Genomic DNA, 26,775 nt, shown 5'->3' on the forward strand with positions numbered 1-26,775 from the left:
GCGCGAACGCCCCCCACCGGCCCGCAGCCAACCGCAGACCAAGGGGCGCGGGGAACTGCGCAAACGGCCCCGCCGGCCCGCAGCCGGACGCCACACACCCCGCCCCACGCCCGAAGGGCCCCGCACGCGAATCCGGCCCCACCCCCACAATGACCCGCATGGAATTCCGCGACTTTCTGCACACCCTCCGCGTCTGGGACGGACAGCTCCCCCCCTTCGATCCGGGCACGGCCCCCCACACCCCCCTCCCCCTGTTCCAGACGTGGCTGACGCACGCGGCCGGGGCGGGCCAGCCCGAGCCGCACACCATGTCGCTCGCGACGGTCGACCCGCAGGGCCACCCCGACGTACGCACCCTCATGCTGCACGACGCCGACGAGCAGGGCTGGCACTTCGCCTCGCACTCCACGAGCACGAAGGGGCGCCAGCTGGCCGCGCACCCGGCCGCCGCGCTGGGCTTCTACTGGCCGGCGGTGGGCCGCCAGGTACGGCTGCGCGGGCTCGTCACCCCGGCGGGCCAGGACGCGTCGCAGGCCGATCTGCACGCCCGCTCCACCGGCGCACTGGCGGCGGCCCTGGTCGGCAGGATGAGCGAAGTGCTGGACTCGTACGGGGAGTTGGAGGCGGCGTCGGCGTCGGCATGGGAGCGGGCACGGGAGGAGCCGGGCACCCCGGTGCCCACCTGGACCCGGTACGTACTGGAGCCGACGGAGGTCGAGTTCTTCCAGGGCGACGCACAGCGGCGGCACGTACGCCTGCGGTACCGCCGCGAGGCCACCGCCGGGACCGCCGACACCACCGAGACCGCCGGGGCCGCCGGGCCCGCCGACATCACCGAGGCCGCCGGGTCCGCCGGGTCCGCCGGGGCCTGGACCCGGGAACTCCTCTGGCCGTGAGCCCAGGGCTCACAACACCCCTCAGTCCGTGGCGAGGCGGGCGTGAAGGTGCAGGTCGCGGAAGGTGTCCCGGCGCCCCGCGCCGAACATCGCGCCCCGCAGCGTCCCCTCGGCCGGGTAGCCGCCGCGTTCCGCCACCCGGCACGACACATCGTGCCCCACCGCGTGCCCCAGCTCCATGCGGTGCAGGCCGATCTCGTCGAAGGCCCAGCGGGTGATCAGTTCCAGGGCGTGGCCCGCCACGCCGCGCCCCCGCGCCTCGGGCAGTGTCCAGTAGCCGACCCGGGCACAACGCAGGGGCCAGTTGATGGAGTTGAGGCCCACATGGCCGAGCACCGCCGCAGTGGACTCGTCCGTCACGCAGTACGTGGCGAACTCGCCGCGCGCCCACCCCAGCGCCCGCTGCCGCAGCAGCTCCGCCGCGCCCTCCTCGTCGTCGACGGGAACGTTGTGGGTGTTCCAGCGCAGATACTCGGGATCGGTCACCCCGCGCAGCAGGGTCTGGACGTCGTCCTCGTGCCAGGGGCGCAGGCGCAGGCCGTGGCCCAGCAGGCCGGCCGGTGTCAGTGGGAGATCCATGACGCCATTCAACCCGGCCCGCCCCGCCCGTGGCCGGTCCGCGCACGGCCGGGTGCCCGGCAGGCCATGGCCGCGGTGGCTTCACGGACGTTCGACGCTGCCCTCCCGGCCCTGGCCCGGCCCCGGCGGGTCCGGTAGGCAGGGAAGGAGTTGTGTTTTCTCTGCGGGAAGAGGCCCCATGCGTGCTGAAGGCAACGCCGGACGACCGGAGTCCGAGAGGAAGGGCCACGCGCCCGGCCGTACTCCGGCGACCGTACCGGCCGGCGGAGCCGAAGCGCAGTCTTCCGCGCTGCTCGCCCTCCAGGGCAGCGCGGGCAACGCCGCCGTCGTCCAGATGCTCCGCAGCACCGGACGCCTCGACGCCCAGGACGGCCCGCAGGATGCCGTGCAGGAGCGGCACCGGCACGGCGCCGGATGCGGGCACCAGCAGGCCGGGCCGCCGGAGTCGGTCCAGCGTTCCGCGCGGCCCGCGGTACAGCGGTCCGCTGTCCATGACGTCCTGCGCACCGGAGGCCGCCCGCTCGACGACGCGACCCGGGGCGACATGGAGTCCCGGCTCGGCGCGGACTTCTCCGACGTACGCATTCACAACGACAGCGCCGCCAAGGCCTCCGCGGCGGAGGTCGGCGCCCGCGCCTACACCTCGGGCAGCCATGTCGTCATCGGCGCCGGAGGCGGCGACCCCCACACCCTGGCCCACGAGCTGACCCATGTCATCCAGCAGCGCCAGGGTCCGGTGGCCGGGACCGACAACGGCTCGGGGCTCAAGGTCTCCGACCCCTCCGACCGGTTCGAACGCGAGGCGGAGGCCAACGCCGCCAGGGTGATGTCGGGCCCCGCCCCGGAAGGCCAGGTCACCGCGCAGCGGTCCGTGGCGCCCGGCCCGGTGACCGCCCAGCGGTCCGTCACCGCCTCGTCGTCGGCGGCGCCCGCGGTGCAGCGGCGCGGGGAGAACCCGCACGCCAAGGTCGTCGACCAGGACGGCTGGACGACGACCGCCCACCACATCGTGGCCCACTCCACGCTCACCACCTCCCTTGCCAAGCTGAGCGAGGACGAGCAGCTGAAGGTCCTCACCGCCGCCGTGCCCAAGGTGATCACCAAGGAGATGCTGGCCAACCTCAAGGTGCTGGTGCCGGACAGCGAGAACACGGCCGAATACCGCAAGGCGCTCCAGAAGCGGCTGGCCAACCCCTCGAATGCCAACTCCGAGACCGAGCGCGCGATGTCCTTCGGGGACATCCGCCACTCGTTCTTCGAGTGGCAGGGGGGCAACCAGTTCGTCGGCCCCAACACGTCGATCCGGGCGGAGCCGTCGTCCAACGGCGCCGACATCGACACCGACGGCAAGTACTTCAACGGCATGAGCGACAAGGAATTCACCACCCTGACCGGCCTCGGCGACAAGCTCAAGGACCCCGCCCTCGGCACGGACGACGTCACCAAGACCCTGACGAGCATCCTGAGTCTCACCAAGGACCGTGCGGTCGCGGACTTCGATCCCTCCAAGTGGACCGAGGTCGACAACGGCAAGACGGTGGACGAGCTGGCCGCCGACCTGAAGGTCAACCGCGCCCACATCACGGGATACACCTTCTTCAAGCTCCCGGCGGCCGCCATCAGGGCGGGCAGTTACCACGACCTGCGCCCGGCGGCGTCCGGCGGCGGGTACGAGTACTACGGGAAGCCGCTGAGCGAGGCCAAGGACAAGGGCGAGTTCGTCTACATCCCGTACCTGACGAACGAGGTGCCGCCCCCCAAGGAGGGCAAGGGCGCCAAGCCGCGTCAGTCGCTCCGCGAGTTCTGCCAGGTGCAGCAGATCCCGACGTCCACGTACCTGCCGAAGGGGATGTACAACCCGACGCGCAGGCCGCCCAAGAAGTGACCGGCCCCGCCCCGGCGACCCGCACCCCCGGCCATGATCCACCAGACACCCCCTAGGGAACGTCCGGCGGACCGGCGCCGGGGGCGGCGGGCGCGGGGGCCGGGTCGGGGCCGAACACCGGCACGGTCACGCCGCAGCCACCCCCGCTCCCGCTCCCGCTCCCGGCCCGGAACCTCACATACAGCTCCATCCCGATCCGCAGGTCGTCCTGAGCGCACCCGACGACCTCGGTCATCATCCGGGGGCCTTCCGCGAGGTCGACGACGGCGGGCACGTACGGGACGCGGTCGCCGAAGGGCGGCAGGTCGTTGCGGTGCACGACGGACCAGGTGTAGAGGGTGGCGCGGCCGCTCGCCGGGCGCCAGGTCACGTCCTCGCTCCAGCAGTACGGGCAGAACTCGCGCGGGTAGTGGTGCGGGCGGCCGCAGGCGGCGCACTGCCGGATGAGGAGGCGGCCCTCGGCCGCCGCGTCCCAGTACGTACGGGTGAAGGCGTCGATGTCGGGGGTGGCCGCGGTGCCGGTCATCAGAACAGTCCCATCGCGTCGTCCAGCGACCAGGTCTGCCACGCCATCGCGCCGAGGGCGACGAGCGAGATGAGCGCCATCATCGCGTTCTGGCCCTGCTCCGCCCAGTCGTGAATCATCAGGACCAGATAGAGGAGGTTGAGGAGGAGGCCGCAGACGAGGGCGACGGGGGTCAGGAACCCGGCCACCAGGCCGAGCCCCAGGGCGAGTTCGGCGTAGATCACCACGTACGCCATCGTCTTCGGGTAGGGCCGCACCACGGTGTCGAAGCCGCTGCGCACCGCGTGCCACTTGTGCGCGGCGGCGATCTCGGACGCCCAGGCGATGCCGGCGCCCTGCTCGAACCAGCTCTTCTTGTCCTTGTGGCGCCAGCTCTCCAGCCACCACAGGCCGAGCCCGATGCGCAGCACGGCCAGCCACTCGGCGCCGCCGAGCCAGATCGAATCCACCCTTGGCCCCTTCCCGGTGTGTCCGCCTCCGCGTTTCTGACGGTACGTCAGTTCAGCGGATCGGGACGCCGCGCGCAAGGGGTGGGGGCGGGCCGGCCGCGGTATGCGGCAGGGGCGCGTGATCAGATCGCAATCCATTCCCGTCTTGACCGAGACCCATCAAGTGTTCACGCCGTTACGCTCAGCGTTCATGGCCCACACCACCCATCCCACCGGCCCCGTCTACGTCATCGGCGCCGGGCCCGGCGGTCTCGCCGTCGCCGCGTCGCTGCGTGCCCGGGGCGTGCGGGCCGTCGTACTGGAGAAGTCGGACAACGTGGCCGCGTCCTGGCGGCGCCACTACGACCGGCTGCACTTGCACACCACCCGCCGCCTCTCCTCGCTGCCCGGCCTGAAGATCCCGCGCCGGTTCGGGCGGTGGGTCTCCCGCGACGACGTCGTGCGCTACCTGGAGAAGTACGCGGCCGCCCATGAGCTGGAGATCGTCACCGGCGTCGAGGTCGAACGCATCGAGCGCGGACCGGACGGCGAGGGCTGGATCCTGCACGCGACGGGCGGCCGACGCCTGGCCACGCGGGCCGTGGTGGTGGCCACCGGGTTCAACCACACGCCGTACGTTCCCGACTGGCCCGGCGTCGACACGTACACCGGGGAGTTGACGCACGCGAGCGAGTACCGCAACCCGGCGCCGTACGTGGGCCGGGACGTTCTGGTCGTGGGGGCCGGCAACACCGGGGCCGAGATAGCCGCGGACCTCGCCGAGGGCGGGGCCGGGCGGGTACGTCTTGCGGTGCGGACCGCGCCGCACATCGTGCGCCGGTCCACGGCGGGGTGGCCCGCCCAGGCCACCGGCATCCTGGTGCGCCGGCTTCCGGTACGCCTCGTGGACCGGCTGGCCTCGCTGACCGAACGCGTCTCCGTCCCGGACCTCTCCCCGTACGGGCTGCCGCGTCCGGCCCGCGGCCTGTACTCGCGGGTGTGGGAGGGGGCGATCCCGGTGCAGGACGTGGGGCTGATCGAGGCGGTGCGGGGCGGGCGGGTCGAGCCGGTGGCGGCGGTCGAGTCCTTCGACTCCGGCAAGGTCGTCCTCGCGGACGGTACGCGGGTGTCGCCGGAGGCGGTCATCTGCGCGACGGGCTACCGGCGGGGGCTTGAGGGTCTTGCCGGGCACCTCGGCGTGCTCGACTCGCGGGGGCGGCCGCGGGTTCATGGGCGGCGGGCGGGGGCGGGGGCGGCGGGGCTGCACTTCATCGGCTTCACGAATCCGATCAGCGGGATGCTGCGGGAGCTGCGCCTCGACGCGACCCGCATAGCAAAGTCCCTGTCCCGCTGACCACCCCCCGCCACCCCCGGGGCCCAGCCCCCCAGCCCCGGACACCCCCTGGGGCCCAGCCCCAACCCCCCTGCGGACCGCGCCGGCTTCTTGCGCAGTTCCCCGCGCCCCCTGAACCCGCTCTCGGCTGCGGGCCGTGGTCGCTTCTCGCGCAGTTCCCCGCGCCCCTAACCCCCCTTCCGACCGCGGACCGTGGACGGTTGCTCGCGCAGTTCCCCGCGCCCCTGGAACCCGTCTTCGGCTGCGGGCCGTGGTCGCTTCTCGCGCAGTTCCTCGCGCCCCTGAAACCCGTCCTCGCCCGCGGACCGTGGACGGTTGCTCGCGCAGTTCCCCGCGCCCCTAACCCCCTTCCGGCCGCGGACCGTGGTCGCTTCTCGCGCAGTTCCCCGCGCCCCTGAACCCCCTTTCGACCGCGGACCGTGGACGGTTGCTCGCGCAGTTCCTCGCGCCCCTGGCGGGATCGGTGTAGGGGGCGTGCTGGCCTGCATGGGCGTCTTCAGCCTGTCCGGCGATTGAGGACGAGCGCCCTTTAGGCGCGAACGGGGGTGCAGGGGGCGGAGCCCCCGCTCGGGGTCTGGGGCGGAGCCCCAGGGGGCTGCACCTTCAAGTAGCCGCGCGGGCGGGTGGGTGGGAAAACCCGCCGGGGCGCAGCCCCAGGGAGCCGCACGGCCGGGCCCGCAGAACCCCACCAAGCCCCGCAGGGCCGAGGCTTTGCCCGCACACCCGTTCCTGACAGACCGTCAGTTCTGTAACCTGACTACGCGTCAGTTGCCACCGCACACACCTCACCCCCATCCACGTTGGCCATCGACCAGGAGCGGGCGGAACGATGCTTGGATCGACTCACGGCACCCTCACGACCGACTTCCGCGCACGGGTGGTCGCCTGCGGCGAGCAGCCCGCCCCCGGCGCGGTCCACAGCAGAGCCGCGGGCGAGGGCGACCTGGACGTCAGCGGTCGCCCCCTGTACGCCGACGTACCGGACCTGGACCGGTTCTTCAGGCCCGAGTCCGTCGCCGTCGTGGGGGCCTCCGACGCCGAGGGCCGCCCCAACACCGGCATCACCCGCCAACTCGTCGACTGGGCACGGCGCGTCGGCGCCCGCGTCCATCCCGTCCACCCCACCAGGGACACCGTCTTCGGGCTGCCCTGCGTCCCCGCCGTGTCCGACCTGCCGGAGCAGGTCGACCTCGCCGTACTCCTCGTCGGCGACCCGCTGCCCGTCGTCGAGCAACTCGCGGAGGCCAAGGTGAAGTTCGCCGTGGCTTTCGCCTCCGGGTTCGCCGAGACGGGCGAACAGGGCGCCGCCGCCCAGGAACGGCTCGCCGCCGCCGTCAAACGGTCCGGCCTGCGCCTGCTCGGACCCAACACCAACCTCAACGCGTTCGAGCGCTTCCGCGACGATCTCGACGGGCCCGCCATCGCGCTCATCACCCAGTCCGGCCACCAGGGCCGCCCCGTCTTCACCCTCCAGGAACTGGGCGTGCGGCTCTCGCACTGGGCGCCCACCGGCAACGAGGCCGACCTCGAAACCGCCGACTTCATCTCCTACTTCGCCGAACGGCCCGAAGTCAGAGCCATCGCCTGTTACGTGGAAGGGCTCAAGGACGGCCGGTCCTTCCTGCTCGCCGCCGACCGGGCGGCCCGCGCCGGTGTCCCGGTCGTGGCGGTCAAGGTCGGCCGCACCGAGGCGGGCGCGCGCATGGCCGCCTCACACACCGGCAAGCTGACCGGCGCCGACGACGTGGTGGACGCCGCCATGCGCCAGTACGGCGTCATCCGGGTGGACGGCCTCGACCAACTCCAGGACACAGCGGCCCTGTTGGCGCGGGCGCGGCCGCCGCAGGCGGACGGCGTCGTCGTGTATTCGATCTCCGGCGGCACCGGGGCGCACTTCTCGGATCTCGCCACCGCCGCGAGCCTGCACCTCCCGCAGCTCTCCCCCGCCAAGCAGGCCGAGCTGCACGAGTGGATACCGCCCTACCTCAGCGTCGCCAATCCCGTCGACAACGGCGGCCATCCCGTCGGGGACTGGCGCGGGCGGAAAATCATCGACGCGATCCTCGCCGACCCGTCCGTGGGGGTGCTGATCTGCCCGATCACCGGCCCCTTCCCGCCCATGAGCGACAAGCTCGCGCAGGACCTGGTGGACGCGGCGGAACAGACGGACAAGCTGGTGTGCGTGGTGTGGGGCTCGCCGCTCGGCACCGAGGCCGCCTACCGCGAGACGCTGCTGGGATCGGGCCGGGTCGCCACGTTCCGTACGTTCGCCAACTGCATCGGCGCCGTACGGGCCCACCTCTCCCACCACCGGTTCACCACCGGCTACCGCTCCCCCTTCGACGAGGCGCCCCGCGTGCCCTCCCCCTCCTTCCGCAAGGCGCGGGCCCTGATGCGCCCGGCCCAGCAGCTCAGCGAGCACGCGGCCAAACAGCTGCTGCGGGCGTACGGGATCCGGGTGCCGCGCGAACAGCTCGTGACCAGCGCTGCGGCCGCCGTGCGCGCGGCGGGGCTCGTCGGCTACCCCGTCGTCATGAAGGCCTCCGGCGCGCGCCTCGCCCACAAGAGCGAACTGGGCCTGGTCAAGGTCGGGTTGACCTCGGCGAGCCAGATCAGGGACGCCTACCGCGAACTCACCGACATCGCCCGCTACGAGGGTGTCGAACTGGACGGCATCCTGGTCTGCCAGATGGTCGAGCGCGGCGTCGAGATGGTCGTCGGCGTCACGCACGACGCGCTGTTCGGGCCCACCGTGACCGTCGGGCTCGGCGGCGTCCTGGTGGAGGTCCTGGGCGACTCGGCCGTCCGCGTCCCGCCGTTCGGCGAGGACCAGGCGCGGGACATGCTCGGCGAGCTCCGGGGGCGGGCGCTGCTCGACGGCGTACGCGGCGGGCCCCCGCTGGACGTGGACGCGCTCGTCGAGGTCGTCCTGCGCGTGCAGCGCATGGCCCTCGAACTCGACGGCGAACTCAGCGAGCTGGACATCAACCCGCTCGTGGTACTGCCGCGCGGCCAGGGCGCCGTCGCGCTCGACGCCCTCGCCGTCTGCCGCTGACCCGCGCACTCCCACTCCCCCGCCCATCCCGGCCCCATCCCGGCCCCCACCCCGCGCCCCGCCACCCTCACCCCGCCGCCCCTTGGAGCCCCCGCATGGACGCCCCGCACTCATGGGTACTGCACGCCACTGACAACGGCGTCTCGTGGATCACGCTCAACCGCCCCGATGCCATGAACGCCGTCACCTGGGACCAGCGGGAACGCATCATCGCGCTGCTCGGTGCGGCCTCCGCCGACCCCGCCGTGCGAGCCGTCGTGATCACCGCCACCGGCAAGGGGTTCTGCGCAGGCGCCGACCTGCGCGGGGCGCCGGCGTCCGGGCACGAACGCGTCGCAGGGGACGTCGCGCGCACCATCCGCCAGGGCGCGCAACGCCTGATCGGCGCCGTACTCGACTGCGAGAAACCGGTGATCGCGGCGGTCAACGGCACCGCCGCCGGCCTCGGCGCCCACCTCGCGCTCGCCTGCGATCTGGTACTCGCCGCCGAATCGGCCAGGTTCATCGAGGTGTTCGTACGCCGGGGACTGGTACCGGACGGCGGCGGCGCCTATCTGCTGCCGCGTCTCGTGGGCCCGCAGCGCGCGAAGGAGCTGATGTTCTTCGGGGACGCGCTCGGGGCGGCCGACGCCGAGCGCATGGGCCTGGTCAACCGCGTGGTCGCGGACGCCGCGCTCGCCGCTACGGCGAAGGAGTGGGCCGAACGGCTGGCCACCGGACCGACCCGCGCCCTCGCCCTCACCAAGCACCTGGTGAACGCCTCCCTGGACACCGACCGTGCCGGCGCGTTCGCCGCCGAGGCCTGGGCCCAGGAGATCAACATGACGACCCAGGACGCCAACGAGGGCGTGTCCGGCTTCGTGGAGCGACGCAGGCCCACGTACCGGGGCCTGTGACGGTCCCGCCCCCGCCGCTGGCCACCCGTCCTTGCGCCGCGATACGCGGTGATACGCGGTGATACTCAGCGATGCCGTGCGGCCCGGGGCTTCTCACCTGACGCATCGTCAGGTTCAATGAAAGATGTGATGGGACACGCAGGGATGGCGGCCACCGTCGTCCGATACCTCAGGTCCGTCGGCGCCGCCACGGCCGCCGAGCCCGTCGAGTTCCTGCCCCGGCCGGATCTACGGGCCGTACGGGACGACGAGCGGGCCCCTCTCGACCCCGGCGCGTTCCGGCGCGTACTCGGGCAGTTCGCGAGCGGGGTCACCGTCATCACCGCCGAGGACGAGGCCGGGCCGACCGGGTTCGCCTGCCAGTCCTTCGCCTCGCTCTCGCTCGACCCGCCCCTGGTCGCCTTCATGGTGGCCCGCACCTCGACGACATGGCCGCGCATCGCCCGCGCCGGGGTGTTCTGCGTGAACATCCTGGGGGCCGAACAGGGCGCGCTGTGCCGGGGGTTCGCGATCAGCGGCGCCGACAAGTTCGCCGGGGTCGCCCACTACGCCGCGCCCGCCACGGGCTCGCCTTTGCTCGACGGCGTACCCGCGTGGATCGACTGCCGCATCCACGCCGTGCACACCGGCGGGGACCACCTGATCGTCGTGGGCCGCGTCGAGGCGCTGGGCGAGGTCATGGAGGGGTCCGGGCCGCTGCTCTTCCACCGGGGCAGATTCGGACGGTTCACCGACTGAGCCCAAGGGCCCGCGCGGGGCTCCGTTGTTCCCCGCGCACCCTGCGCCCATCCAGCGTGCCCTGCGCCGCGCCCTCCCCGTCTGCCCTCCTGCCTCACCAGGACTGCTCGGCGATGAGGCCCCCGCTGCGGGTCTCCACCCGCAGTGTGCCCTTGTCGCCGTACTCGTTCAGGCGCCAGGCGCCGAACACCTCGGCCACCCTGCGCCCCTGCCAGTCGCCGTCGCCCAGCGGCTCGAAGTTGACCGTGACGACGGCTTCCTCGGCCCCGGCCTGCTTGCGGATCCGTACCGCGCGCACCAACGGCCACATCCCGTCGTCGGCCTTCGTGAGGTGCTGGGCGTAGTAGTCCGTGAAGCCCCGCGTCATGTCGAACCAGCCCGCCGGGAGGCAGGGCTGCGCGGTGCCGTCGGTGGGAGGGCCCGGGTCCCCGGCGGCCGTGTCCCCGTCCGTCGGCGGCCCGGGGTCTCCGGCTGCGGCGCCCTCGTCCGTCGGCGCGCCCGGTGTGCCCGCCTCGTCCTCCGTCGCCGGTCCCGCACCGGAGGGGCCCGTCTCCTCCGTCGTGCGGTCGCCGCATCCCGCACCGGTGGTCGAGCCCGCCGACGCCTTCGGCCGGGCGACGGCCGCCGGATCGTCGGGGCGGGCCGTCCCGCAGGCGGTCACGGCGGTACACAGCAGGGCCACGGCCACCACGACACCCCGCCTGGTGCCCGGATGCGCAGCACTGCTCCGGCTCTCGGCGCTCCAGCTTTCGGCACTCCGGCTCACGGCACTCCCCCTCGGTTCACCGTCGGCCCCCTCGGGAGACACGCGGCCTCCCGCCGTGGAAGAGGTGCTTACGCGGCGAGCGGTTCCCCGCCGGGGCCCCGGTGCCGGATGACCAGAGCCATCAGCGCGGCCGCCGCGCACAGCGCGCCCGAGGCGTACCAGACGACGTCGTAGCTGCCGAAGACGTCGCGGGCCACGCCGCCGAGGAAGGCGACGACGGCCGCGCCGACCTGGTGCGACGCCAGCACCCAGCCGAAGACGATGGCGCTGTCCTCGCCGTAGTGCCGACGGCACAGGGCGATGGTCGGCGGCACGGTGGCGACCCAGTCGAGCCCGTAGAAGACGATGAAGAAAATCATCGGCGGGTGCACGGTGGGCGCGAGCAGCATCGGCAGGAACAGGAGCGAGACACCGCGCAGGGCGTAGTACGTGGCGAGCAGGCGGCGGGATTCGAAGCGGTCGGTGAGCCAGCCCGAGAAGATCGTGCCGGCGACGTCGAAGACCCCGATGACGGCGAGGAGCCCCGCGGCCGCCGTGACCGGCATGCCGTGGTCGTGGGCGGCCGGTACGAAGTGGGTCTGCACCAGGCCGTTGGTGGAGGCGCCGCAGATCGCGAAGGTGCCCGCGAGCAGCCAGAAGGGGCCGGTGCGCGCGGCCTTGACGAGAACGGTCAGGGTGCGCCGGGCCGCGCCGGTGACGGGTGCCGGCTTGGGCACGTACGCGCTCGCCCCGTACGGCGCGAGTCCCACGTCGGCGGGGTGGTCGCGAAGGAGCAGCCACACGAACGGGACGACGGCGAGCGCGGCCAGGGTCACGGTGATGGCGGCGGGCCGCCAGCCGTGGCCCTCGACCATCCAGGAGAGGAGCGGCAGGAAGATCAGCTGACCGGACGCGGAGGCCGCGGTGAGGATGCCGGTGACCAGGCCCCGGCGTTCGGTGAACCAGCGGTTGGTGACGGTCGCGGCGAAGGCGAGCGCCATGGAGCCGCTGCCGAGGCCCACCAACAGGCCCCAGTAGAGGATGAGTTGCCAGGCGGTGTGCATGAAGACGGTGAGTCCGGAGCCCGCCGCGATCACGGTCAGGGCGACCGCGACGACCTTGCGGATGCCGAAGCGGTCCATCAGGGCGGCGGCGAAGGGCGCGGTCAGTCCGTACAGGGCGAGGTTCACGGAGACGGCGGCGCCGATCGTGCCGCGCGACCAGTGGAACTCCTGGTGCAGGGGGTCGATGAGCAGGCCGGGCAGCGAGCGGAAGGCCGCGGCGCCGATGATCGTGACGAAGGCGACGGCCGCGACGAACCACGCGCGATGGATCCTGGGCTCGGCCTTCCGGGGCGGCACGGGGACGGCAGGGAGGCTGTCGGTTGTCTGGGTCACGTCACACAGCCTGGCTGTACGCATCGTCGCGTACGAGTGGCCAGGTGGCCACCCTTCGCAGGGATCGGGCCACACGGCGGCTCGGAGGGGCGCCCGCGCACGGACCGGCCCACTCGGCCTCCGGCGCGCGGCTGCGGAGAGGCACGGATCGGCCCACTCGGCCTCCGGCGCGCGGCTGCGGAGAGGCACGGACCGGCCCACACGGCCTCCGGCGCGCGGCTGCGGAAAGCGCACCCCCTGCCCGCAGGGATCGGGCCGTGCTCGCTCCGGCCCCAGGTGCCCTGCCCCCGCCGGTACGGCCCCCGCCTCACACCCGCCGCAGCCCGCTGATCGCCGGGACGGCGAGAAGGACCGCGACCACCACGACGTTCAGGCCTGCGCCCACGAGCAGCACCTTCTGGGCGCCGACCGCCTCGGCGACCGGGCCCGCCAGTGCCCGGCCGGCCGCGAGCATCAGGAGGGAGCCGGCGACGTCGTAGGCGTGCAGGCGGTTCAGGGCCTCGGGCGGCACCTGGGTCTGGACGGTCGTGGACCACATCACCAGCCAGAACGCGAAGGCCGCGCCGACCGTGAACTGGCCGATGCCCAGCGCGGCCACCGGCAGCCCGAGGCCGAGCGAGAGCAGCGCGACGGAGACCCCGAGGAGGGCGAGCGCGCCCGTCGCGAGCGGCCGGGTGGGGCGCAGTCGCAGGGCCAGCAGTCCGCCGAGCACGCTGCCCGCGCCGTTGACCGCCATGAGCGCGCCGTACGTTCCCGAGCCGTGGCCCTCCGTGACCAGGACCGCGGTCAGCGGGACGGAGGGGCCCAGCACCGTCAGGCCGTACACCGTCCAGACGGTGATGACGCCCCACAGCCAGCTGCGCGCCTTGAACTCCCGCCAGCCGCTCGCGAGTTCGGCGAAGAAGCCGCCGCGCGGCGCTTCGGCGGGGACGCTCGCGCCGAGCCGGAGCAGGAAGAGGCAGACGCCGCTGACGCCGAAGGTGGCGGCGTTCACGGCGAAGACCGCGCCCGCGCCCCACAGCCCGGCGACCGCGCCGGCGAAGGCGGGACCCGCCATGCTCATGAGGGCTTCGGAGACGCTGAGGACGGCGTTGGCGCGCTGCACGTCGGCGGCGACGCGGGGCACCGTGGAGGCGACGCCCGGCTGGAAGAGGGCCGCGCCGACGCCGGAGAGCGCGCTCAGGGCGTACACCTCTCCCAGCGGCGGGCCGTCGTCGAGCAGCAGGAAGGAGACGGCGAGCACGCTCGCGCCGACGAGCCGCAGGGCGTCCGCGATGACCATCATGCGGCGCGGGGTGAACCGGTCGGCGAGCACCCCGCCGAACAGGACGAGCGCGGCGAACGGGCCCATCCACGCGCCCAGCGCGTAGCCGACGGAGGAGGCGGGGCGGCCGGCGCCGAGCAGGCCGGCGGTCAGCGCGACGGGGACCATGCCGTCGCCGAACAGGGCGACCGTGCGGGCCGTGAAGAAGAGCCGGAACCCGTGATTCCACAGCGGCGCCCCGGTCAGGGGCGGCGGCGCCGGGTACGAGCCGGGCGGTGGCGACGCGCTCCCCGCCGGGGGTATCGCTTCGGGAATGTCCTGAGCGCATGAGGACTTGTCTGTCACAAGACGGCAGGTGTACCAGGATTTGGTCTATACCACTAGGGCAGATCCCGCCCGTGCGGTGCGGTGCGGTGCGGTGCGGTACGGGAAGACGGGGAGACGGGGAGGGAGCGGCGATGCATTCGGGCCGTGACGGTGGCGGCGGGCCGGAGGGCGGCCGGCCGCACCGCGTCGTCGTGCTCGCCCTCGACGGGCTGCTCCCCTTCGAACTGGGCATCCCCCAAAGGATATTCGGGCGTGCGAAGGACCCCGTGCGACGGGAGCCGCTGTACGAGGTGGTCACCTGCTCGGTGCGGCCGCCGGGCCCGGTGCTCGCCGACGCGGACTTCTCGATCCTCGTCGAGAACGGGCCCGAGGCGCTGGCCACCGCCGACACGGTCGTCGTGCCCGCGTCGTACGAACTCGGGCCCGTCTTCGAGGAGGGCGTCCTCACCCCGGAGCTGACCGCGGCCCTCGCCCTCGTACGCCCCGGCACGCGCATGGTGGCGATCTGCACCGGCGGTTACGTCCTCGCGGCGGCCGGGCTGCTCGACGGGCGCCCCGCGGCCACCCACTGGGCCTGCGCCGACCATTTCCAGCGGCTCTTCCCGGCCGTTGACGTCGACCCCGAGGTGCTGTTCATCGACGACGGTTCCGTGCTGACATCGGCGGGGGTCGCCGCAGGGATCGACCTGTGTCTGCACATCGTGCGGCGCGACCACGGATCGGCCGTCGCCAATGACGTGGCCCGGCGCACGGTGGTCCCGCCGCACCGGCCCGGAGGGCAGTCCCAGTACATCCAACGCCCGGTACCAGAGCCCCAGTTGGCGACGACGACGGCCGCCAGGGCGTGGGCTCTGGGGCGGCTCCACGAGCCGATCCAGCTGCGGGACATGGCCGAGCAGGAGGCGATGTCGGTCCGCACCTTCACCCGCCGCTTCCGCGAGGAGGTGGGGTTGAGCCCCGGCCAGTGGCTCACCCAGCAGCGTGTGGAGCACGCCCGTCAGCTGCTCGAATCGACCGATCTGTCGGTGGACGCGATAGCGCGCGCGGCCGGGTTCGGCACGGCGACCTCGCTGCGCCAGCACCTCCAGGCGGCCCTCGGTGTCCCGCCGACCGCCTACCGGCGCACGTTCCGCACGGGATCGGCGGGCTGACCCGGCCGTCCGGCCCGCCACCCTCGGCCCGCCACCCCGGCCCCGGCCCCGGCCCGCCACCTCCCGGCGCGCCCGTCGGCCGGGAGGCCGGCGCGCCCCGTCAGAAGGTCAGCACCCCCCGCGCCACCCGCCCCTCGTGCAGGTCGTCCACTGCCGTGGCGAAGTCCTCGACGGGGTACGTCCTGGTGACCAGCTCGTCGAGGAGCAGCGCGCCCGTGCGGTACAGCTCGCAGTAGCGGGGGATGTCGCGCTGCGGGCGTGAACTCCCGTACCGGCAGCCCAGAATGGACTTGTCGAGGAACAGCGCGGCGGGCAGGAAGGACGCCTCCACCGTGGGGGCGGTCATGCCGAGCAGGACCGCCTGGCCGTGCCGGTCCAGGAGGTCGACGGCGGCGCGGACCAGACCCGGGTGGCCCACGCATTCGAAGGCGTGGTCGGCGCCGGTGGGAAGGATGCCGCGGACGCCGTCCGCCGAGGACAGGAAGTGGGTCGCGCCGAACTGGCGGGCCAGCGGCTCCTTGGCCTGGTTGGTGTCCACGGCGACGATCACCGAGGCGCCCGCGATGCGCGCGCCCTGGATGACGTTGAGGCCGATCCCGCCCGTGCCGATGACGACCACGCTCTCGCCGATGTCCACCCGGGCCCGGTTGAGGACCGCGCCGACGCCCGTCAGGACCCCGCAGCCGATGAGCGCGGCCGAGGTGAGCGGCACGTCATCGGGGATCTTCACCGCCTGCACGGCCTTGACCACCGTGCGTTCCGCGAAGGCCGAGTTGGAGGCGAACTGGTGGACCGGTTCGCCTCCGCGCGCGAAGGGGCGGCCCGGCATGCCGATCGCCCTGCGGCACATCGTCGGCCTGCCCCGGTCGCACTCGGCGCACGCCCCGCAGTTGGCGAGCGTGGACAGCGCGACGTGGTCACCCGGCGCCACATGGGCGACCCCGGCGCCCACCGCCTCCACCACGCCCGCGCCCTCGTGCCCGAGGACCACCGGCACCGGGAACGGGATCGTCCCGTCGATGACGGACAGGTCGGAGTGGCACAGCCCGGCGGCCGCGACGGCGACCAGCACCTCCCCCGGGCCCGGGTCCCGTACGTCCAGGTCGTCGACGACCTGGCTCTGCTTTCCGTCGAAAAGGACACCTCTCACGGAACACGGACCTCCCTCGGCAGGCCGAGCACCCGCTCGGCGATGATGGTGCGCTGGATCTCGTCCGAGCCGCCGTAGATGGTGTCGGCCCTGGTGAACAGGAACAGGCGCTGTACGTCGTCGAGTTCGTACGGGTGTGACGCGTCCCAGTCGCCCGGGGCCACGGTGGCCTCCGCCCCCCGCACGGCCATCGCCAGCTCCCCGAGCCGCCGGTGCCACCCGCCCCACAGCAGCTTCGCCACGCTGGGCGCGCCGGCGTCCTGGGTGCCGCCGAGCGTGCGCAGGGCGTTCCAGCGCATGGTCTGCAATGCGGCCCACTGCGCGACGAGCCGTTCCCGGGTGGTGGGATCCAGCGCGGCTCCGCGGGCCCGAGCGAGGGCGACAACACCCGCCAACTCTCGTGCGAAGCCAATCTGTTGAGCGAGAGTGGAAACCCCTCGTTCCAGCGCGAGAAGACTCATCGCGATCTGCCAGCCGTTGCCCTCGCCGCCGACCAGATGCTCGGCGCGGGCGAGCGCCCCGTCGAAGAAAACTTCGTTGAACTCGCTGGTCCCCGTCATCTGCCGGATCGGCCGGACCTCGATCCTGCCCGGCTGGTCCATCGGCACGAGGAGGAAGGAGAGGCCGTGGTGGCGCCGTGAGCCCTCCTCGGTGCGGGCCAGCACGAAGCACCAGTCGGCCTCGTGGGCCAGCGAGGTCCAGATCTTCTGGCCCGTGACGCGGTAGGTGTCGCCGTCGCGGCGGGCGGCCGTACGGATCCCGGCGAGATCGGAACCGGCGCCGGGCTCGCTGTAGCCCTGGCACCACAGTTCCTCGCCCCGGGCGATCGGGGGCAGGAAGCGGTGCTTCTGGGCGGGGGTGCCGTGGGCGATGAGGGTCGGGGCGAGCAGGTTCTCACCGATGTGGCCGGTGCGGGTGGGGGCGGCGGCGCGGGCGTACTCCTCCGCCCAGACGACCTGCTGGGTGAGGGTGGCTGTGCGGTTGCCGTACGCCGCCTCGGGCCAACCGAGCCCGATCCACCCACCCCGCCCCAACTCCCTTTCCCATTGCGCGGGTTGGGCGGGCAGGTGGCTGGCCAGCCAGGTTGCGGCGGTGTCGCGGAACGCGTGGTCGGCGGGGGTGAAGCGGAAGTCCACGGTGTGCCTCCTGTGTGGTTGGTTTTTCCCCCCACCCCGCCCCTCCCCGAAACCCTCCGGGGGCAGGACCGACCCGTTCGACCGCGGGTCGTGGTCGCTTTTCGCGCAGTTCCCCGCGCCCCCTGAGAGACGGGCTTTCGCCCGCGAACCGTGCACGGTTGCTCGCGCAGTTCCCCGCGCCCCTTGAGCCCGCTTTCGCCCGCGGACCGTGGTCGCTTCTTGCGCAGTTCCTCGCGCCCCTGAAACCCGTCTTCGTCCGCTGACCGTGGTCGCTTCTCGCGCAGTTCCTCGCGCCCCTGAAACCCGCTTTCGACCGCGGGCCGTGATCGCTTTTCGCGCAGTTCCTCGCGCCCCTGTAGGGCACCCGGAATCGCCCCTCGCGCCCGCAATGACACAGACCCGCGCCCCTGGCAGGGTGCGAGCGGGGGCATCTTCAGCCTGTCCGGCGATTGAGGACGAGCGCCGTTCAGGCGCGAACGGGGGTGCAGGGGGCGGAGCCCCCGCCCGGGGTCTGGGGCGCAGCCCCAGGGACCCGGACCTTTCGGCATCCGTCACGGGCGGGAGGGTGGGAAAACCCGCCCGGGGTCTGGGGCGCAGCCCCAGGGAGCCGGACCTTTCGGCATCCGTCACGGGCGGGAGGGTGGGAAAACCCGCCCGGGGTCTGGGGCGCAGCCCCAGGGCGCCGCACCCCCAAGTAGCCGCACGGGGGCCCGGGGCGCAGCCTCCCGCGTGGGTCACGCGTTGGGCCGCGAGGACGAGGCCGCCGCCACCCCCATCGCTTCGAGCTGCGCCAGCATCGGCATGGGGTCCACCCCGACCGTCCCCGGCAGGAAGTCCGCGATCCGCTCCGGCGTCCACGCCCCCTCCGCGTACCCCGCACGAAGCTCCCTCGGCTGCGCCCACACCGCGATCTTGGGCCCGGCGATCGTGTACACCTGCCCGGTGATGCCCTCGTCGCGGGCCCGGGCGGAGAGCAGGTACACCACGAGCGCCGCCACGTCCTCGGGCGAGCCGATCTCCTTCAGCTCCATGGGCACGTTCGCGGACATCCGGGTGCGGGCGACGGGCGCCACCGCGTTGGCCGTCACCCCGTACTTGTGCAGGCCGAGCGCCGCGCTGCGCACCAGCGAGATGATCCCGCCCTTCGCGGCGCTGTAGTTGGCCTGGGCGACACTGCCCTGGTGGTTGCCGCTGGTGAAGCCGATCAGCGTCCCCGAACCCTGCTTGCGCATGACCGCCGAAGCCGCCCGGAACACGGTGAACGTGCCCTTCAGATGCGTGGCGAGCACCGGGTCCCACTCGTCCTCGGACATGTTGAACAGCATGCGTTCGCGCAGGATGCCCGCGACGCACACCACCCCGTCGATCCGCCCGAACCGGGCCAGCGCCGTGTCCACGACGCGCTGACCGCCCGCCATGGTGGAGATGTCGTCGGCGACGGCCACCGCCTCGCCGCCCGCCGCGACGATCTCCTTCACCACCGCCTCGGCGACCTCGCTGCTGGGCTCGCCGCCCTCGATCGAGACGCCGTAGTCGTTGACGACGACCTGGGCCCCGTCGGCCGCCGCGGCGAGCGCGACCGCGCGGCCGATGCCCCGGCCGGCCCCCGTCACGGCGACGACCCTGCCTGCCAAGAAGTTCCCCACGCCGGCCCCTTCCCGCGGTTTCTGACGGACCGTTAGATTCTATGACGCGCCGGATACTCCACCACAAGCCCCCGGGAGCAACGCGTATGTCACTGCCGCCCGAGTTCCACGAGATCGCCAAACGCGTGAACAATTGGGGGCGTTGGGGGACCGACGACGAGATCGGCACCCTCAACCTCGTCACGGACGCCGTGGTGCGCGAGGCCGTCGCGTGCGTCCATAGGGGGCGCCGTGTCCCGCTCGCGCTGCCGCTCCAGCACGACGGTGTGCAGACCGGAGTCGTCCCGGGGCGGATCAACCCGTTGCACACCATGACCCAGATCAACCAGGAGCTCTTCGGCCCCGGCACGATCGCGTGCAGCGACGACGCGGTGACCTTCGGGCTTCAGGCGGCCACCCACTGGGACGCGCTGACCCATGTCTCGCACTCGGGCAAGATCTACAACGGCCGGCCCGCCACCACCATCACCGCGCACGGGGGCGCCGAGTTCAGCGGCATCGACAAGCCCCGCCACGTGGTCTCGCGCGGGGTCCTGCTCGATGTGGCCCGCGCCAAGGGCCTCGACCGCCTGGCGGGCGGTCACGCGGTCACGCCCGAGGATCTGGCCCAGGCCGAGGAGTTCGCGGGAGTCACGGTGCGCGCCGGGGACATCGTCCTCGTACGGACCGGGCAGATCCAGGCCTGTCTGGGCGGGGACAAGCACGGCTACGCGTATCCCTCACCCGGGCTCTCCGTCCGTACGCCCGAGTGGTTCCACGCCCGCGACGTCGCCGCGGTCGCCAACGACACCCTCACGTTCGAGATCTTCCCGCCGGAGATCGAGGACCTGTGGCTGCCGGTGCACGCGCTCGACCTGGTCGAGATGGGGATGCTCCAGGGCCAGAACTGGAACCTGGAGGAGCTGTCGCGGGCCTGCGCGGAGGAGTCGCGCCACGCGTTCCTGCTGAGCGCGATGCCGGAGCCGTTCGCCGGGGGCACGGGGACGCCCGTGGCGCCGGTGGCCGTCCTGTAGCGGGACGGGCCTCACGGGTGGCGGCGCGGCGTGCGCGCCTGGAGCGCGACACCGCCGCCGCCACCTCGGCATCGGCACGTCCGGCTCCGCTCCCCGTGCGCCCCGAGGGGAGCCTGACCCCTGGTGGAGCCGACGCCGTGCCACGACCCGCACTCGCCGAGGGCCGTGCAGAGTCCTCGGCGTCCCCTCGCGACGAATCGCTCATCCCAGGGTGATCAGGGAGGCACCACCCGTCAACACCGCGCCAGCGTTTTGCGCGTTATGCCCTATTGGTGACAGCGCGCGGGGGCACATACGCCACGTTCTCGCACGCCCCGTCCGTGCGCCCCGCATGCTCCCTGAGCCCCGAGTGACCCACATGCTCCGGCATGGACAGCAAGCCGGGCGCGCCGCGGTCCACTTCGCACCAGATGGACTTGCCCACGCCCTCGGACCGCCAGCCCCAGCGGTCGGCGAGGCCGTCGACGAGTTCGAGGCCGCGGCCGTTGGTGTCGTCGCCCTGCGCGTGGCGGGGCGCGGGCGGACGGCAACTGGTGTCGGCCACCTCGACCCGCACGGTGCCGCCCTCGGCGGGACCGAGCAGCATCCGCAGCACCGCCGGACAGCCCGTGTGGACCACGGCGTTGGTGACGAGTTCGGAGATCAGCAGGATCAACGTCTCGGCCACCGGCTCATCGAGCCCTATTCCGCAGCCCGCCAGTCTGGAGCGGGCCCACCTGCGGGCCCGGCCCACCTCGGCGGGATCGGGACCGACCTCCAACTGAACCTGAAGCACCTGCACCGTTCACACCATCCGAACCGGCGGACACATCGCCTCGCGCCTCACAGGGACCACCATCGGGATCACGGACCGTGATTCCCCTGCGAGACAGCATGGTTGACGTACAGTCACCGCAACAAGCGCTTCGGGCATATTCCAGCGCGAAGGAGTATGCGTGGTGCATACTGTGCGGCTCACTTTGCGGGAAACCGAACGGGAGCGCGTACGACGCCTCCGTGCGGCGCGAGCGGCGTGCGTCCCCGGCCCCGGGGCCACCGCACGGGCAACACCGGGAGGACCGCGCCACACAACCACTCGCATCCCACGGAGGGTACCGGAGAGCGCCCCCGACTCCGGTTCGTGACGAGTGCGCCGGGCCGCCGATCGCCCACGCGCCGTGACCGCTTACCGTACGGAGCCGGCCGCGTTCCGGTCGCGGCCTTGACCCCGTGCCACGCCCCTCGGCGTCCCCGGTGTGCGTCCTACAGGGCCCGGGCCAGGATCTCGGTGGCCTGTCGCGCCGACTGCCACTGCTCGGCCCGCACCCAGGCCCGCTTGAGGTGCAGATGCACGTCCGCCTCCCAGGTGAACCCCATGCCGCCGTACACCTGGAGGCAGTCGCGCGCACCGCGTACGGCCGCCTCGTCGGCGAGCAGCTTGGCCCCGGCGATCTCCAAGGGGTCCTCGGTCACGGCCGCGGCGTACACCGCGGCCCGCGCCACCTCGGTCCGTACGAGCATGTCGGCGCAGAGGTGTTTCACCGCCTGGAACGCGCCGATCGGCTGCCCGAACTGCTGGCGGTCCTTGGCGTGTTGGACCGCGAGTTCGGTGGTGCGGGCCGCGCTGCCGAGCTGTTCCGCCGCGGCGAGGAGGACGGCTTCGGGCACCTGCGTGCGGGTCGCGCGTGTGCGGTGCAGCGGGGTCAGCGGGTCGACCGAGCGCACCGGGACGGCGTCCCGGGTGTCTCCCTGTACGTGGTCGGCCTCGTCGAGCCAGGTCACGAGCGGGCCGTCGACGCGGGTCACCACCGACTCGCCGGCCGCCGCGCCCCGCACGGTACCGGCCGCCAGGTGGGTCGCCACCAGCGGTCCCGGTACCAGCGCGCGCCCCGCCTCCTCGAACACCAGCGCCGCGTCGGCGAGCCCGAGCCCGACCCCGCCCTCGTTCTCGGGCAGCCGCAGCGCGAAGAACCCCGCGTCCCCCAGGGCCCGCCACAGCGCGCGGTCGACCCTCGGCCGGTCCACCTCCGCGCGCAGCGCGTCCCGGCCTGCCCGCGCTTCGAGCAGCTGCCGCATGCCCGCCCGCAGCGCGTCCTGTTCCCTGGTGGGCCGGAAGTCCATCAGCGCCCCTTGGGCAGGCCGAGGATGCGCTCGGCGACGATGTTCCGCTGGATCTGCGAGGTGCCGGCGGCGATGGTGTAGGAGAGGGAGGAGAGCCGGTCCAGGGTCATTTCGCGGCCGAGGTCCAGCGAGTCGGGCCCCAGGACGCGGGCGGCGGCGTCGTACAGCTCCTGGCGGGCGTGCGAGTAGCGCAGCTTGAAGACCGAGCCGCCGACGCCCGGCACCCCGCCGCCGCGCTGCGCCGCGCTGACGTTCCACTGGGTCAGCCGCCACAGCGCCGTGAACTCGGCGTTCAGCACGCCCAGTTGACGCCGAACCGTGTCGTCGTCCCAGCTTCCGTTGCGCTTCGCGGTCGCGGCGAGTTCACCCAGCGTCCTGCGGCAGGCGACCACCTCCCCCACGAAGGCGGTGCCGCGCTCGAAGGACAGCGTCACCATGGTGACCCGCCAGCCGTCGTTCTCGGCGCCGACCCGGTTGGCCACCGGGACCCGCACCTCGTCGAGGAACACTTCGGCGAACTCCGCAGGCCCGGCGAGAGTGCGCAGGGGCCGCACCGTGATGCCGGGCGTGTCCATGGGCAGCGCGAGCCAGGTGATGCCCCGGTGTTTGGGTGTGGCCTCGTCGACGGGCCGGGTGCGCACCAACAGCTCGCACCAGTCGGCGACTTCGGCGTGCGAGGTCCAGATCTTGGCGCCCGTCACCACGTAGTCGTCGCCGTCGCGGACCGCCCGGGTGCGCAGCGCCGCGAGGTCGGAGCCCGCGTCCGGTTCGCTGAAGCCCTGGCACCAGATCTCGTCGCCGCGCAGCACCGGCGGGAGCCAGCGGGCCCGCTGTTCGGGGGTGCCCTCGGCGGCGATGGTCGGGCCCGCGTGGAGCAGGCCGACGAAGTTGGCGCCCACGTAGGGCGCGCCCGCCTTCTCGGTCTCCTCCAGGTAGATTAGGTGCTGGGTGGGCGTGGCGCCCCGGCCCCCCGCCGCCTCGGGCCAGTGCAGTCCGGCGTACCCGGCGTCGTACAGCATCCGCTGCCAGGTGGTGTCGTACGTGCGCCGGGCCGGCCAGTCCAAGGGGTCGGGTTTCGGGGGGAGTTGCCTCAGTGCGTCCGCCAGCCATGCGCGCAGCCGGAACCGGAAGGCCTCTTCCTCCTCGGTGTACGTCAGATCCATCGACGCTCACCCCGCATATCTGATGGCTCGTCAGATGCCGTGCCGGATCGCAGGCTAGCCGCGCACCTCTGGACCGGCAAGGAGCGGGGGCCTACGCTCTGGGCCATATCTGACAGGCCGTCAGTTGGGCAGACCGTCAGTTGGGGGCCGCATGTCCGCCACCGCACACGCACTGGACTCCTCACGCACGCTCTGGGAGCTGATCGAGCGCCGCGCCGAGCTCACCCCGGACCGTCCGGTCCTGCTCCAGGGCGACCGGACGCTCACCTTCGGCGCTTTGCACGCACGCTGCGAGCGGGTGGCGGCGGGCCTGTACGGCAGGGGGGTACGGCCCGGCACCGTGGTCGCCTGGCAGCTGCCGACCCGCATCGAGACGGCGGTCCTGTCGTTCGCGCTGGCCCGTCTCGGCGCGGTGCAGACACCCGTGATCCCTTTCTACCGGGACCGCGAGGTGGGCTTCGCGCTGCGCGAGTCGAAGGCGGAGTTCTTCGCGGTGCCGGGGGTGTGGCGCGGCTTCGACCACACCGCCATGGCCCACCGGCTCGGCGCACGCGGCGTCTTCGAGGCCTACGCCCAACTGCCCGAGGACGACCCGGGGTTGCTGCCCCCGCCGCCGGACGAGGGCACGACCGTACGCTGGATCTACTGGACCTCCGGCACCACGTCTGACCCCAAGGGCGTGCTGCACACCGACCGTTCACTGATCGCGGGCGGCTCCTGCCTCGCCCACGCCCTGCGCCTGTCGGACACCGACGTGGGCTCGATGGCCTTCCCGTTCGCCCACATAGCCGGCCCCGACTACACGGTGATGCTGCTCCTGTACGGCTTCCCCGCCGTGATGTTCGAGCACTTCGCGCTGCCGGACGCACTGGCGGAGTACCGGCGTCACGGTGTGACGGTGGCCGGCGGCTCGACCGCGTTCTACTCGATGTTCCTGGCCGAGCAGCGCACTCGGCCCGGCGAGAAGGTGATCCCCACGCTGCGGCTGCTCGCGGGCGGCGGAGCGCCGAAACCGCCCGAGGTCTACCACGCGGTCGTACGCGAGATGGGCGTGCAGCTCACCCACGGGTACGGCATGACGGAGGTCCCGATGATCACGATGGGCGCCCCCGACGACACCGCCGACAACCTGGCCACCACCGAGGGCCGGCCCCCGCCCGGCATGGAGATCCGCGTCACCGACGAGCGGGGCGCGCCGGTGCCGCCCGGCACCGACGGCGAGGTGCGGCTGCGGGGCGAGGCGGTGTGCCGGGGCTATCTCGACCCGGCCCAGTCGAAGGCCGCGTTCGACGCCGACGGGTTCCTCGTCACCGGCGACGTGGGGCACGTGCGGGAGTCCGGGCACCTCGTCCTCACCGGGCGGATCAAGGACATCATCATCCGCAAGGGCGAGAACATCTCCGCGAAGGAGATCGAGGACCTGCTGCACACCCACCCGGGCGTGCAGGACGCCGCGGTGATCGGCCTGCCCGACGCCGAGCGCGGCGAGTTGGTGTGCGCCGTCGTCGAACAGCCCCCGGGGGCCGCCGGGTTGACCCTCGCGGGAATCGCCGCATACCTGCGCGCCCAGGGGCTCTCGGTGCACAAGGTGCCCGAGCGGCTTGAAGTGGTGGGCGCCCTGCCGCGGAACGAGACACTGCGCAAGGTACTGAAGTACACGTTGCGCGAGCGGTTCGGCGGGGCATGACCTCCAAGCCCCGTACTCCCCGCAAGGACGGCGGTCCGGCCGCTTCCGTCTCCACCGGACGGCGCCGCCGCTCCTCCACAAGGACGGATTGATGGAACTCACCCGCAGACACCTCATACTCGGCGCCGCCGCGGTCTCCGCGACCGCGCTGCTGCCCGCCACCACCGCCCGGGCCGCCGTCCGTGCGCCCGCGAGCGCGGACCCGGCCAACTGGATGGCCCAACTCCCCGACAGCCGCTCGCTGCTGCGCATGACGATCCCCGGCACCCACGACTCCTGCTGCACCGATCCCAACAACGGCACGGAGTGGTCGCACACCCAGAACTGGGGCCTGACCCAGCAGTTGCAGGAGGGCATCCGCTTCTTCGACATCCGCGCCAACGGGCTCCAGGGCCACCTGAACGACGCGTTCGGGATCTACCACGGCGCGTTCTACCAGGGCATGACGTTCGGCGACGTGCTCGTCCAGAGCGCGGCCTTCCTCGACAGCCACCCGGGGGAAACCCTGCTGATGCGGCTCAAGCAGGAGGGCGGGACCAAGAACGACGTCGGCGCCAACTTCAAGAACGTGCTCAACGTGTACCTCGACCAGAAGGGCTGGCGCTCCCGCTTCCTGATCTCCGACCGGGTCCCCACGCTCGGCGAGGCCCGCGGGAAGATCGTCCTCATCGCGCAGTTCGACAACGACTGGCCGGTGCTCCAGTGGCCGGGAGGCGACAACGACTTCCTGTCCAACCAGTACATCCGGCTCCAGGACATCTACCAGGGCCTGTCCTGGCCGTCGAAGAAGACCGCCAAGGTGACCCAGCAGTTCGACAACGCCTTCTACGACCAGAACTCCGCCCAGCTCTACATCAACTTCACCAGCTACGCGGGCGGCGGCTGGCCCAAGGTCAACGCGGACGCGATCATGCCCGGTGTGCAGAGCTATCTGGCCGCGCGCCTGAGCGAGCAGACCCACCTGGGTGTCGTCCCGATGGACTTCCCCGACTTCCACGCGGACACCCTGCGCACCCTGATCGACTGGAACGGGCACTGAGTCCCGCGGCCGGCCCCGCGGTTACGGCATCGTCGTGAAGTAGGCGGCGAAGGCGGCCACCGCGTCCGGCTCCGTGATGCGTCCGTCGGCGTCCTCGTCCAGGGCCACGGCCACGTCCGCCGCGACCCCGGGCGAGACGCCGAGCGCGCGCAGCGCACGCTCGGCGTCGGACACCGACACCGTGCCGGCGCCGGCCGTGTCGGCCACCTTGAACGCGGCGTGCAGGAACGGCCGGGCGATCTCGGTGAAGCCGCTGGTGCGGTCCCGCAGCCGCTTGAGGGCGCCGCCCACGAACTCCTTGCGCGTCACCCGCTGGTCGCCGTCCACGTCCGCGATCCCCGCGAGGCCCTGCCACAGCGCCTCCGCGCCGCCGTACAGGGCCTGCCCCTTGTCGCAGCGGGCCGTCGTGTCGAACTCGGCGAGCAGGGCCGCCGCCGCGGTCGAGAAGTCCTCGCGGTCGATCCAGCCGTTGCCGTCCTGGTCGAAGGAGGCGAAGCGGGCCGCCACCCGTCGCTCGTACGCGCCACTGTCGGGACTGTGCATGCTGTCCATACTGGCCATGGCGAGAGCGTACGGCTCATGGAGCCCGCGCGAGGGGGT

General features: G+C 72.8%; 23 protein-coding genes. 10 read left to right on the forward strand and 13 right to left on the reverse strand.

What is annotated here, in order from left to right; genetic code table 11:
* The first annotated feature begins 158 nt into the window (after nucleotides 1–158).
* Nucleotides 159–896 carry a pyridoxal 5'-phosphate synthase gene (locus ACGFW5_RS22780; RefSeq protein ID WP_393836110.1) on the forward strand — a complete coding sequence of 246 codons (738 nt, stop codon included), beginning with the start codon at nucleotides 159–161 and terminating at the stop codon, nucleotides 894–896.
* 21 nt (nucleotides 897–917) lie between these two features.
* On the opposite strand, the gene ACGFW5_RS22785 is transcribed toward ACGFW5_RS22780, so the two are convergent.
* Entirely contained in the window at nucleotides 918–1,475 is a 558-nt protein-coding gene (locus ACGFW5_RS22785) for a GNAT family N-acetyltransferase (RefSeq protein ID WP_393836111.1), read from the reverse strand.
* A 178-nt stretch (nucleotides 1,476–1,653) separates the two neighbouring features.
* Between ACGFW5_RS22785 and ACGFW5_RS22790 the strand changes: the two genes are divergently transcribed.
* Nucleotides 1,654–3,360, forward strand: a complete 1,707-nt coding sequence (locus ACGFW5_RS22790) for a DUF4157 domain-containing protein (protein WP_393836112.1) — start codon at nucleotides 1,654–1,656, stop codon at nucleotides 3,358–3,360.
* A 52-nt stretch (nucleotides 3,361–3,412) separates the two neighbouring features.
* Here the strand turns inward: ACGFW5_RS22790 and ACGFW5_RS22795 are convergent, their stop codons facing one another.
* Both ACGFW5_RS22795 and ACGFW5_RS22800 read right to left on the reverse strand, forming a co-directional pair.
* Entirely contained in the window at nucleotides 3,413–3,886 is a 474-nt protein-coding gene (locus ACGFW5_RS22795) for a Zn-ribbon domain-containing OB-fold protein (RefSeq protein WP_393836113.1), read from the reverse strand.
* Complete coding sequence (locus ACGFW5_RS22800; RefSeq protein ID WP_393836114.1) at nucleotides 3,886–4,335, reverse strand: DoxX family protein; 450 nt, start codon at nucleotides 4,333–4,335, stop codon at nucleotides 3,886–3,888. The genes ACGFW5_RS22795 and ACGFW5_RS22800 overlap by 1 nt, the downstream gene beginning before the upstream one ends.
* A 190-nt stretch (nucleotides 4,336–4,525) precedes the next feature.
* Between ACGFW5_RS22800 and ACGFW5_RS22805 the strand changes: the two genes are divergently transcribed.
* The 4 genes from ACGFW5_RS22805 (at nucleotide 4,526) to ACGFW5_RS22820 (ending at nucleotide 10,357) form a co-directional block, all read left to right on the forward strand.
* Nucleotides 4,526–5,668, forward strand: a complete 1,143-nt coding sequence (locus ACGFW5_RS22805; RefSeq protein ID WP_393836115.1) for a flavin-containing monooxygenase — start codon at nucleotides 4,526–4,528, stop codon at nucleotides 5,666–5,668.
* Nucleotides 5,669–6,497: 829 nt separating this feature from the next.
* A complete protein-coding gene (locus ACGFW5_RS22810; protein ID WP_393836116.1) occupies nucleotides 6,498–8,723 on the forward strand; it encodes an acetate--CoA ligase family protein in 2,226 nt (741 codons plus the stop codon).
* Nucleotides 8,724–8,818: 95 nt separating this feature from the next.
* Nucleotides 8,819–9,619 carry an enoyl-CoA hydratase/isomerase family protein gene (locus ACGFW5_RS22815; RefSeq protein ID WP_393836117.1) on the forward strand — a complete coding sequence of 267 codons (801 nt, stop codon included), beginning with the start codon at nucleotides 8,819–8,821 and terminating at the stop codon, nucleotides 9,617–9,619.
* Nucleotides 9,620–9,763: 144 nt separating this feature from the next.
* A complete protein-coding gene (locus tag ACGFW5_RS22820) occupies nucleotides 9,764–10,357 on the forward strand; it encodes a flavin reductase family protein (RefSeq protein WP_393836198.1) in 594 nt (197 codons plus the stop codon).
* Nucleotides 10,358–10,451: 94 nt separating this feature from the next.
* Here the strand turns inward: ACGFW5_RS22820 and ACGFW5_RS22825 are convergent, their stop codons facing one another.
* The 3 genes from ACGFW5_RS22825 to ACGFW5_RS22835 form a co-directional block, all read right to left on the reverse strand.
* On the reverse strand, nucleotides 10,452–11,123 hold the full coding sequence (locus ACGFW5_RS22825; protein WP_393836118.1) for a hypothetical protein: 672 nt from the start codon (nucleotides 11,121–11,123) through the stop codon (nucleotides 10,452–10,454).
* 68 nt (nucleotides 11,124–11,191) lie between these two features.
* A complete protein-coding gene (locus tag ACGFW5_RS22830; protein ID WP_393836119.1) occupies nucleotides 11,192–12,499 on the reverse strand; it encodes an MFS transporter in 1,308 nt (435 codons plus the stop codon).
* Between the two features lie 307 nt (nucleotides 12,500–12,806).
* On the reverse strand, nucleotides 12,807–14,108 hold the full coding sequence (locus ACGFW5_RS22835; RefSeq protein WP_393836120.1) for an MFS transporter: 1,302 nt from the start codon (nucleotides 14,106–14,108) through the stop codon (nucleotides 12,807–12,809).
* Between the two features lie 113 nt (nucleotides 14,109–14,221).
* Between ACGFW5_RS22835 and ACGFW5_RS22840 the strand changes: the two genes are divergently transcribed.
* A complete protein-coding gene (locus ACGFW5_RS22840) occupies nucleotides 14,222–15,241 on the forward strand; it encodes a GlxA family transcriptional regulator (RefSeq protein WP_393836121.1) in 1,020 nt (339 codons plus the stop codon).
* A gap of 100 nt (nucleotides 15,242–15,341) precedes the next feature.
* On the opposite strand, the gene ACGFW5_RS22845 is transcribed toward ACGFW5_RS22840, so the two are convergent.
* From ACGFW5_RS22845 to ACGFW5_RS22855, 3 genes are all read right to left on the reverse strand, one after another.
* Nucleotides 15,342–16,391 carry a Zn-dependent alcohol dehydrogenase gene (locus ACGFW5_RS22845; protein WP_393836122.1) on the reverse strand — a complete coding sequence of 350 codons (1,050 nt, stop codon included), beginning with the start codon at nucleotides 16,389–16,391 and terminating at the stop codon, nucleotides 15,342–15,344.
* On the reverse strand, nucleotides 16,388–17,527 hold the full coding sequence (locus tag ACGFW5_RS22850; RefSeq protein ID WP_393836123.1) for an acyl-CoA dehydrogenase family protein: 1,140 nt from the start codon (nucleotides 17,525–17,527) through the stop codon (nucleotides 16,388–16,390). Before ACGFW5_RS22850 ends, ACGFW5_RS22845 begins: the two co-directional genes overlap by 4 nt.
* Nucleotides 17,528–18,261: 734 nt before the next feature.
* The gene (locus ACGFW5_RS22855; RefSeq protein ID WP_393836124.1) at nucleotides 18,262–19,173 is read right to left on the reverse strand and encodes an SDR family NAD(P)-dependent oxidoreductase; all 912 of its coding nucleotides are present in this window, start codon (nucleotides 19,171–19,173) and stop codon (nucleotides 18,262–18,264) included.
* Nucleotides 19,174–19,259: 86 nt separating this feature from the next.
* Between ACGFW5_RS22855 and ACGFW5_RS22860 the strand changes: the two genes are divergently transcribed.
* Nucleotides 19,260–20,186, forward strand: a complete 927-nt coding sequence (locus tag ACGFW5_RS22860; RefSeq protein WP_393836125.1) for a cyclase family protein — start codon at nucleotides 19,260–19,262, stop codon at nucleotides 20,184–20,186.
* Between the two features lie 259 nt (nucleotides 20,187–20,445).
* Here ACGFW5_RS22860 and ACGFW5_RS22865 read toward each other — a convergent pair whose 3' ends face one another.
* The 3 genes from ACGFW5_RS22865 to ACGFW5_RS22875 all read right to left on the reverse strand — a co-directional run bounded on the left by ACGFW5_RS22865 (nucleotide 20,446) and on the right by ACGFW5_RS22875 (nucleotide 23,449).
* Nucleotides 20,446–20,967 (reverse strand): ATP-binding protein, encoded by a 522-nt coding sequence (locus tag ACGFW5_RS22865; protein ID WP_393836126.1) that lies wholly within the window; start codon nucleotides 20,965–20,967, stop codon nucleotides 20,446–20,448.
* Between the two features lie 461 nt (nucleotides 20,968–21,428).
* Complete coding sequence (locus tag ACGFW5_RS22870) at nucleotides 21,429–22,286, reverse strand: acyl-CoA dehydrogenase family protein (RefSeq protein WP_393836127.1); 858 nt, start codon at nucleotides 22,284–22,286, stop codon at nucleotides 21,429–21,431.
* Nucleotides 22,286–23,449 (reverse strand): acyl-CoA dehydrogenase family protein, encoded by a 1,164-nt coding sequence (locus ACGFW5_RS22875; RefSeq protein WP_393836128.1) that lies wholly within the window; start codon nucleotides 23,447–23,449, stop codon nucleotides 22,286–22,288. Before ACGFW5_RS22875 ends, ACGFW5_RS22870 begins: the two co-directional genes overlap by 1 nt.
* A gap of 151 nt (nucleotides 23,450–23,600) precedes the next feature.
* On the opposite strand from ACGFW5_RS22875, the gene ACGFW5_RS22880 reads away from it, so the two are divergent.
* Both ACGFW5_RS22880 and ACGFW5_RS22885 read left to right on the forward strand, forming a co-directional pair.
* A complete protein-coding gene (locus ACGFW5_RS22880; RefSeq protein ID WP_393836129.1) occupies nucleotides 23,601–25,136 on the forward strand; it encodes a class I adenylate-forming enzyme family protein in 1,536 nt (511 codons plus the stop codon).
* A gap of 91 nt (nucleotides 25,137–25,227) precedes the next feature.
* On the forward strand, nucleotides 25,228–26,175 hold the full coding sequence (locus tag ACGFW5_RS22885; protein ID WP_393836130.1) for a phosphatidylinositol-specific phospholipase C: 948 nt from the start codon (nucleotides 25,228–25,230) through the stop codon (nucleotides 26,173–26,175).
* 21 nt (nucleotides 26,176–26,196) lie between these two features.
* On the opposite strand, the gene ACGFW5_RS22890 is transcribed toward ACGFW5_RS22885, so the two are convergent.
* Nucleotides 26,197–26,727 carry an EF-hand domain-containing protein gene (locus ACGFW5_RS22890; protein WP_393836199.1) on the reverse strand — a complete coding sequence of 177 codons (531 nt, stop codon included), beginning with the start codon at nucleotides 26,725–26,727 and terminating at the stop codon, nucleotides 26,197–26,199.
* Between the last annotated feature and the right edge of the window lie 48 nt (nucleotides 26,728–26,775).

It is taken from the genome of Streptomyces sp. NPDC048416, assembly GCF_043200435.1.
In the GTDB taxonomy this organism is placed as follows: domain Bacteria; phylum Actinomycetota; class Actinomycetes; order Streptomycetales; family Streptomycetaceae; genus Streptomyces.

What these genes read in the sequence shown, in the direction of transcription:
- ACGFW5_RS22780 (WP_393836110.1), top strand. Translation starts at nt 159, where the DNA reads ATGGAATTCCGCGACTTTCTGCACACCCTCCGCGTCTGGGACGGACAG.
- ACGFW5_RS22785 (WP_393836111.1), bottom strand. Translation starts at nt 1,475, where the DNA reads ATGGATCTCCCACTGACACCGGCCGGCCTGCTGGGCCACGGCCTGCGC.
- ACGFW5_RS22790 (WP_393836112.1), top strand. Translation starts at nt 1,654, where the DNA reads ATGCGTGCTGAAGGCAACGCCGGACGACCGGAGTCCGAGAGGAAGGGC.
- ACGFW5_RS22795 (WP_393836113.1), bottom strand. Translation starts at nt 3,886, where the DNA reads ATGACCGGCACCGCGGCCACCCCCGACATCGACGCCTTCACCCGTACG.
- ACGFW5_RS22805 (WP_393836115.1), top strand. Translation starts at nt 4,526, where the DNA reads ATGGCCCACACCACCCATCCCACCGGCCCCGTCTACGTCATCGGCGCC.
- ACGFW5_RS22810 (WP_393836116.1), top strand. Translation starts at nt 6,498, where the DNA reads ATGCTTGGATCGACTCACGGCACCCTCACGACCGACTTCCGCGCACGG.
- ACGFW5_RS22815 (WP_393836117.1), top strand. Translation starts at nt 8,819, where the DNA reads ATGGACGCCCCGCACTCATGGGTACTGCACGCCACTGACAACGGCGTC.
- ACGFW5_RS22820 (WP_393836198.1), top strand. Translation starts at nt 9,764, where the DNA reads ATGGCGGCCACCGTCGTCCGATACCTCAGGTCCGTCGGCGCCGCCACG.
- ACGFW5_RS22840 (WP_393836121.1), top strand. Translation starts at nt 14,222, where the DNA reads ATGCATTCGGGCCGTGACGGTGGCGGCGGGCCGGAGGGCGGCCGGCCG.
- ACGFW5_RS22860 (WP_393836125.1), top strand. Translation starts at nt 19,260, where the DNA reads ATGTCACTGCCGCCCGAGTTCCACGAGATCGCCAAACGCGTGAACAAT.
- ACGFW5_RS22870 (WP_393836127.1), bottom strand. Translation starts at nt 22,286, where the DNA reads ATGGACTTCCGGCCCACCAGGGAACAGGACGCGCTGCGGGCGGGCATG.
- ACGFW5_RS22875 (WP_393836128.1), bottom strand. Translation starts at nt 23,449, where the DNA reads ATGGATCTGACGTACACCGAGGAGGAAGAGGCCTTCCGGTTCCGGCTG.
- ACGFW5_RS22880 (WP_393836129.1), top strand. Translation starts at nt 23,601, where the DNA reads ATGTCCGCCACCGCACACGCACTGGACTCCTCACGCACGCTCTGGGAG.
- ACGFW5_RS22885 (WP_393836130.1), top strand. Translation starts at nt 25,228, where the DNA reads ATGGAACTCACCCGCAGACACCTCATACTCGGCGCCGCCGCGGTCTCC.
- ACGFW5_RS22890 (WP_393836199.1), bottom strand. Translation starts at nt 26,727, where the DNA reads ATGGACAGCATGCACAGTCCCGACAGTGGCGCGTACGAGCGACGGGTG.